The 6563-nt window shown below is 47.5% G+C and carries 7 protein-coding genes and 4 tRNA genes; 7 read left to right on the forward strand and 4 right to left on the reverse strand.

Annotated elements, in window-relative coordinates; all coding sequences use genetic code 11:
• Nucleotides 1-206 (forward strand): hypothetical protein (locus D515_RS26075; protein WP_204366361.1); only part of this gene is annotated, 206 nt, incomplete at its 5' end.
• 71 nt (nt 207-277) lie between these two features.
• On the opposite strand, the gene D515_RS24505 is transcribed toward D515_RS26075, so the two are convergent.
• The 3 genes from D515_RS24505 to D515_RS24515 all read right to left on the reverse strand — a co-directional run bounded on the left by D515_RS24505 (nt 278) and on the right by D515_RS24515 (nt 2804).
• Nucleotides 278-898 (reverse strand): nicotinamidase, encoded by a 621-nt coding sequence (locus tag D515_RS24505; protein WP_002542700.1) that lies wholly within the window; start codon nt 896-898, stop codon nt 278-280.
• A 10-nt stretch (nt 899-908) separates the two neighbouring features.
• Nucleotides 909-2258 carry a CDP-diacylglycerol--serine O-phosphatidyltransferase gene (gene pssA, locus D515_RS24510; protein WP_002542701.1) on the reverse strand — a complete coding sequence of 450 codons (1350 nt, stop codon included), beginning with the start codon at nt 2256-2258 and terminating at the stop codon, nt 909-911.
• A gap of 108 nt (nt 2259-2366) precedes the next feature.
• Complete coding sequence (locus D515_RS24515) at nt 2367-2804, reverse strand: GNAT family N-acetyltransferase (protein ID WP_002542702.1); 438 nt, start codon at nt 2802-2804, stop codon at nt 2367-2369.
• Between the two features lie 81 nt (nt 2805-2885).
• On the opposite strand from D515_RS24515, the gene murB reads away from it, so the two are divergent.
• Both murB and birA read left to right on the forward strand, forming a co-directional pair.
• Nucleotides 2886-3926 carry a UDP-N-acetylmuramate dehydrogenase gene (gene murB, locus D515_RS24520; RefSeq protein WP_002542703.1) on the forward strand — a complete coding sequence of 347 codons (1041 nt, stop codon included), beginning with the start codon at nt 2886-2888 and terminating at the stop codon, nt 3924-3926.
• Nucleotides 3914-4879: a bifunctional biotin--[acetyl-CoA-carboxylase] ligase/biotin operon repressor BirA gene (birA, locus tag D515_RS24525; protein WP_039850662.1), complete on the forward strand. Its 966-nt coding sequence runs from the start codon at nt 3914-3916 to the stop codon at nt 4877-4879. The genes murB and birA overlap by 13 nt, the downstream gene beginning before the upstream one ends.
• Before the next feature lies 1 nt (nt 4880).
• On the opposite strand, the gene coaA is transcribed toward birA, so the two are convergent.
• Nucleotides 4881-5816, reverse strand: coding sequence for a type I pantothenate kinase (coaA, locus tag D515_RS24530; RefSeq protein WP_002542705.1), 936 nt, complete (start codon nt 5814-5816; stop codon nt 4881-4883).
• Nucleotides 5817-6024: 208 nt separating this feature from the next.
• Here coaA and D515_RS24535 point away from each other — a divergent pair.
• The 4 genes from D515_RS24535 (at nt 6025) to D515_RS24550 (ending at nt 6408) form a co-directional block, all read left to right on the forward strand.
• Nucleotides 6025-6100: transfer RNA gene (locus D515_RS24535), tRNA-Thr, on the forward strand.
• 22 nt (nt 6101-6122) lie between these two features.
• A tRNA-Tyr gene (locus tag D515_RS24540) sits at nt 6123-6207 on the forward strand.
• Between the two features lie 40 nt (nt 6208-6247).
• Nucleotides 6248-6322: transfer RNA gene (locus D515_RS24545), tRNA-Gly, on the forward strand.
• A 10-nt stretch (nt 6323-6332) separates the two neighbouring features.
• Nucleotides 6333-6408, forward strand: a tRNA-Thr gene (locus D515_RS24550).
• Nucleotides 6409-6563: the final 155 nt, after the last annotated feature.

Consider the following 6563-nt stretch of genomic DNA (forward strand, 5'->3'; position numbering starts at 1 on the left):
TGGGGTCTCCCCATGTGAGAGTAGGACATCGCCAGGCTTCTAATTTTCTTTCACTTTTTGAAAAAGTGAAGACAAAAAGCAGAAGAAGCCCTGACCTGACGGTCAGGGCTTTTTTGCATCTGCACCTTTTCATATTTACCATCGCTCCCGTTTTTAACCTCAATTACAGACAACAACCATACACGCACTCAGCTCATGGTGAATAAAGCGCTGGAGCTTCCCAATAATAGATATAAAAAAACACCACCTTCTCAGGTGGTGTTTTTGGGGTTCTGAGTTATGCCCTGAACTCTTCCAGCGTTTCTATAACGTGGATACCAGCATCACGCATTTCAGCGCAGCATGTTTCAGTTGTTTCTTCAGCAATGCCTCGACAAGCTTCTAGGTTAACCCAAACATCAAAGCCACCATGCATCTTTAATTGCATGGCAGTGGTTTTAACGCAGTAGTCAGTAGCGAGACCACCGACTAATACAGTGGTGACACCTTTGGCTCTAAGCCATTCAATGAGGCCAGTGCTGAGCTTTTCCTGAATATCATGGAAGCATGCACCGTAAGGGTGGAGATTTGGCTCTACACCTTTCCAAATGACATGGTCATATTCAGTTACTTCAGGGAGTTCTGGGATAGTTTCAAAGCCTTCGGTGCCAGGTACTGCATGGGATACCCAAGTAAGGTCCGCATTGGCATGCTCCAAAGGAACCAACATCTTATCGTGACTGTCGACTACCCAAACCGCGTTGGCTGGATGCGCGTCCTTTGTGAGAACGCGGAATTGTGCCTTTGTTGCCTGTTCGTTAAGTGCTGGACCAATCTTATCTCCGCCTTGCACAGGTAATTCGCCTGGGCAGATCGGTGTAAAGGTTTTCTGTGGGTCCACATCGATAGAAGCAATCACGTCTGACTCCTTAAAGTATCTGATTAAGCAGATGATCTGCCCTGATGCGCTTGATACGTTTTAGCAATCTTTGTACTTGAGGCGGGTAAACTTCCAGCTTTTCAATTTGCTTGTAACTGCCAATCAGCTGAGTGTGTTCCAAAATCGTATCGATTTCCCTTTGGGCTTCGGCTTCCAGCAAACGACGTTTGTCGTGAAGCAAGATGGCATTTTCAAGATCCAGCTTCCATGCACGAGGGTTGAGGTTGTTACCCGTCAGTAGCATGTAGGATCTGTCTACCCAAATCCCTTTGAGATGAAAGCTGTTGTCGTCGTGCTTCCAAAGGTGGATTTTCAATTGACGCTTGGCGATAGCGGCTTCATTACGACGTGCGAAATTGCGCAGGTTCATTTCATAAAGATAAGGTAAACCTGAAATCGTTTTGAACGGCTCACTCGGAGGAATGTAGAAGTCATTCGCTGTTTTATCGCCAACGATAATGGTGACGTTCACACCTCTACGCAAGGCAAGTCTTATTTCACGTGTCACACTGCGCGGAGGGTTAAAGTAAGGCGTACATATGATGAGTTCATTTTCAGCACTGGCGATTAAACGACAAATCTGAATGTTCAGGAAGTTCTTACGCTTACCCAATCCCACCATTGGCGTGAGGCCAATTTGATCGTCATTGATATGTTGCGAAATAAATTGATAGCTGGCTGCTTGCAGTCTTGCGCGTAATTCGCGGATAGCTGGCTTGAGTGCTTTTACTTCCGGGCGGTTAGGCTGTGCAAGGCATGTGACTGCTGAACTGGCCGCCAAGGTGTTTCCGATAAAGCCTGCCATGCAGTCGGCTAGTGTTTTGCTGTTGATGACATGGTAGCGGTCATAACGATAGCGGTCATGCTGGGCAAGATACACATCATTCAGACTTGCGCCGCTATAAATGACAGTATCATCAAAGACAAAGCCTTTAAGGTGCAGGACGCCAAAGACTTCCCTGTTTCTCACAGGTACGCCCAGCACATCAATTTTATGCTGGTATTTCTCTGCATACTCTCGGTAAAGCGCGGCGTTACCGTCTGACTTGTCAGCGCCAATCAAGCCGCGCTGAGCACGGTGCCAGTCAACCAGTACTTTGATATCCAGAACTGGATTCTTTTGTTTTGCTTCATAGAGCGCATCAAGGATATTGCGCCCTGCCTCGTCGTCTTGCAGATACAGAGCAACAAGGTAAATACGATATTTAGCGTGAGCTATTTCGTGAAGCAGACGCTCCCTGAAGGTGGTCGCATCGAGCAGTGTTTCCATCTGGTCTGGACGGTGCGCAATTTTCGGGAGCTGATCGATCAACTGCTTATTGGCAGTAGCTGAAACCATTGTTGCCTCATTAAGTTCGACACTGGGTCGTGTTAACGCAAATCAAACCCTGTATTGTACCAGAAATTGTGCAATTTCCAGCGATATCCGTGTGTCAGCTATCCCGATTTACAACTGTGACATGGAGTTGTGACGCATAGGGATAAGATCTTTACCACTGTTGCAATAGCTTTGGTATCGGCCACGTAATTCTTCGGGCAGATTACTGACCTCGATCACTTCAAATCCAGCCTCTTTGTAGAGTTTTTCTAAATAGCGATACGCCAGACAATAACAAGCTTTAGTTTGAATCTGAGTTTGAACGGCATTGAGGAAAGCTTCTCCCTGCTTTTTTCCTCGTTGCTCGGGGGCAATAAGCATACCAGTCAGAAGTTGGAAGTCAGGAAACTGCCTGAATCTAACTGAACCAAAAAGACCGCTGCTATTTTCTGCCGTCCAAATGATTTCGTCTTTCTTCGGCTTCCCTGCTGGATAATGTGTTTTGTAAAAACGAGCCACCAGTGGAAAACGGAGTGGGTCGAGAAGGGCATATCGTGTGTCGGCCATGGTTATCAAATCACTGTGAATTCAAGGCGGATGGGGTAGTATACATCGCTAAGACTCTATCAAAACGAAACTGCGATCCGAATGAATATCCTGTCTACTACATCGCTAAAACCATTTCACACCTTTGGTATTGATGTTCAGGCCAAAGCCATTATTGAAGCGCAAAGCGCAGAAGATTTTATCACGATCTGGCGTGATCGTGCTGACGAGCCAAAGATCGTCCTTGGCGAAGGCAGTAATCTTCTGTTCTGTGAAGATTTTGACGGGATAGTGGTTCTAAACCGCCTAAAGGGTATTGATGTTGAAGAGACAGCTTCGCATTGGCACCTTCATGTGGCTGGCGGAGAAAACTGGCACCAATTGGTGAAATGGACGATTGAACAGGGTATGCCTGGCCTTGAAAACCTTGCGCTTATTCCAGGCCTGGTAGGCTCGGCACCCATTCAGAATATCGGTGCTTATGGTGTTGAACTGAATGAGCGCTGTGAGTATGTCGATGTCCTGATGCTTGAAACTGGCGAAGTCGTTCGCATGGGGCCGGGGGCCTGTGAATTTGGTTACCGGGATTCGGTGTTCAAGCGTGAACTCAAAGATAAAGCCATTATTCTTGCTGTAGGCTTCCAGTTATCGAAAGCTTGGAAGCCCGTGATAGGTTACGGGGCTCTGGGCGATTTGGCGAGTGAGAATGACGTTTCTGCCAAAGAGGTGTTTGATAAGGTCTGCGAAATTCGAAGTGAAAAGCTGCCTGATCCTAATCTGTTAGGAAATGCCGGAAGCTTCTTTAAAAACCCCGTTGTGCCTAAGACACAGGTAAAGTCTCTCTTAGCTGATAATGAAAAGATGCCTTCGTTTGAAGTATCGAGTTCAGAAGTGAAGCTCGCTGCGGGCTGGCTCATCGATCAGTGTGGCCTAAAGGGCAAAAGCGTCGGTGGCGCATCTGTTCACAATAAACAGGCATTGGTGCTGGTAAACAGTGGTGGTGCTACAGCCAGCGATGTGGTGACTCTCGCGAAAGAAGTGGTTGATACCGTTTACCAACGTTTTGGAGTCTTGCTAGAACACGAGGTTCGCTTTATGGGGGCGACTCAAGAAACCACATTGGAGGTTGTATGCCAGCGCTAGATAATACGCCCCGCCTGGCTCTTATAAAAATGCTGGCGGACGGCCAGTTCCACTCAGGTGAAAAATTGGGTGAAGAGCTCGGTATGAGCCGCGCAGCAATCAGCAAACACATCAAAGTATTGCAACAGTGGGGTGTGGACGTGTTTCGCGTCCAAGGTAAAGGCTATTGCCTGCCTGCGCCGCTGAATCTCCTCGATGAAAAGGCATTGAAAACGCAACTGAGTGTGCCTGCGTTTGAGCTTATCCCCGTGATTGATTCTACAAACCAGCATCTTCTGGATCGCGTAGGTCAGTTGGAGTCCGGTTCAGCCTGTCTTGCCGAGTATCAACAGGCAGGCCGTGGACGTCGTGGCAGGGCATGGTTTTCTCCTTTTGGTGCCAACCTCTATCTTTCCATGTATTGGCGATTGGATGCGGGTATGGCTGCCGCGATGGGACTGAGCCTTGTTGTGGGTGTTTCCATGGCTGAGACTTTACAGAAATTGGGTGCTGAAGGCGTCAAAGTGAAGTGGCCGAACGACCTTTACTGGAATGACAAGAAGCTTGCCGGCATTTTGGTAGAAATGACAGGTCAGGCTGGCGATGCCGCTCATTTGGTTATTGGTATGGGACTTAACGTTTCAATGCCTGAAACAGATGAGGTAGATCAAAGCTGGGCAAACCTTCAGGATGCTTGCCATCCACTCCCCGACAAAAATGCTTTGGCAGCCGCTTTGATAAATGGCGTAACAGAAGCGCTGAAGCAATATGAAGAAACTGGAATGGCAGGCTTTGTGCCACGCTGGGACAGCTATGACAACTTTCAGGGTCGTGCGGTGAAATTACTGCTGGGTGAGCGAGTGGTTAAGGGGATTGCGCGCGGGATCAATGAGCAAGGGGCTTTGCTGCTGGAAACCGAAAATGGCATTACCCCATATCTCGGCGGAGAGATCAGCCTGCGTGCTGACGACTAAGCTATTTCCTAACTTTAACGGTTTGAACCGCGTGGTTGGTTCCTTTCTGGAGGATTAAGCCAGCACGCTCGCGCGTAGGAAGAATGTTCTCTTCCAGATTCTTACCGTTAATCTCTTCCCAAATACCTGATGCTGTCTGTACCGCTTCATCATGCGAAAGCTTAGTGTAGTGGTGGAAATAAGATGTTGGGTTCTGAAACGCACCTTTACGGAACGCCATAAAGCGCTCGATGTACCAGGTTTTCAGTAACTCGCTGTCCGCATCAACGTAGATAGAAAAATCTAAGAAGTCTGAGATAAAAACGCGGTGAGGGTCGTGCGGGTAATCCATACCACTTTGCAATACATTCAGACCTTCCACGATCAAAATGTCCGGCTGTTGGACGACTTTGGTATTTTCAGTGATGTCATAGACCAGATGCGAATAGACGGGTGCTTCGACTCGAGATTTCCCTGATTTCACATCGGCAACGAACTGCACCAGACCTCGGATATCGTAAGACTCTGGAAACCCTTTTTTCTTCATCAACCCACGTTCATTGAGGGTCTTGTTTGGATGAAGAAAACCATCAGTGGTGATGAGCTCGACTTTTGGGTGCTCAGGCCAGCGTTCCAGCAGTGCTTTAAGCAAACGTGCAGTTGTACTTTTTCCGACCGCTACGCTACCAGCAATACCAATCACATACGGAACATTGTTGTCTTTTTGCCCCAAAAAGTGCTCAAGCACTTGGGTGCGGCCTTTTCGCGCCTTTACATACAAATTCAGCAATCGCGAAAGCGGCAGGTAGATATCCCGCACTTCATTCATCGTCAAATGCTCGTTAATACCACGGAGCTTTTCGAGATCGGTCTCGTCAAGCGTCATTGGCACTGAGTCGCGCAATTCTGACCATTGCTCACGGTCGAACGACAAATATGGAGTTAGTAAATCACTCATGCTCTGGATGAATCTGTGTGTTAAGGACAGCGACAATACCTTATCGATGCGGTTTGTGGAAGTATGGAGGGGATTAAACGCTGCGCCATCTAGCTAAAAAACGGAGCAAATTGGTGAATTAATGCCCCATAAGATCTTATTTGGGTGAAATTTTTAAATTACCTATTGCAACGCTAAAAATCATTGAATAGAATGCGCAGCACTTGTCGCCGGCTTAGCTCAGTTGGTAGAGCAACTGACTTGTAATCAGTAGGTCGCCAGTTCGATTCCGGCAGCCGGCACCATTACGACAAAAAAGAACAATTTGGTGGGATTCCCGAGTGGCCAAAGGGATCAGACTGTAAATCTGACGGCTCCGCCTTCGAAGGTTCGAATCCTTCTCCCACCACCACTATTTCAAATAGTTTGAATAGCTCTACGAGAAACTGAAAGCGGGCATCGTATAATGGCTATTACCTCAGCCTTCCAAGCTGATGATGCGGGTTCGATTCCCGCTGCCCGCTCCAATCTTATAGTGCTGATATAGCTCAGTTGGTAGAGCGCACCCTTGGTAAGGGTGAGGTCCCCAGTTCAAATCTGGGTATCAGCACCACTCTTTCTCCCCAAAGTTACTTCAAGCCATTTGTCATATACTCAACAAAAATCCGTTTGTTGTATGTGTGGTCGTTAAACCACCAAAATACCGTGCTTAGAGGGACTGTCATGTCTAAAGAAAAATTTGAACGTACGAAACCGCACGTTAACGTT

The sequence above is a fragment of the Grimontia indica genome, from assembly GCF_000333895.2.
Classification (GTDB): domain Bacteria; phylum Pseudomonadota; class Gammaproteobacteria; order Enterobacterales; family Vibrionaceae; genus Enterovibrio; species Enterovibrio indicus.

What these genes read in the sequence shown, in the direction of transcription:
- pssA (WP_002542701.1), bottom strand. Translation starts at nt 2,258, where the DNA reads ATGGTTTCAGCTACTGCCAATAAGCAGTTGATCGATCAGCTCCCGAAA.
- D515_RS24515 (WP_002542702.1), bottom strand. Translation starts at nt 2,804, where the DNA reads ATGGCCGACACACGATATGCCCTTCTCGACCCACTCCGTTTTCCACTG.
- murB (WP_002542703.1), top strand. Translation starts at nt 2,886, where the DNA reads ATGAATATCCTGTCTACTACATCGCTAAAACCATTTCACACCTTTGGT.
- birA (WP_039850662.1), top strand. Translation starts at nt 3,914, where the DNA reads ATGCCAGCGCTAGATAATACGCCCCGCCTGGCTCTTATAAAAATGCTG.
- coaA (WP_002542705.1), bottom strand. Translation starts at nt 5,816, where the DNA reads ATGAGTGATTTACTAACTCCATATTTGTCGTTCGACCGTGAGCAATGG.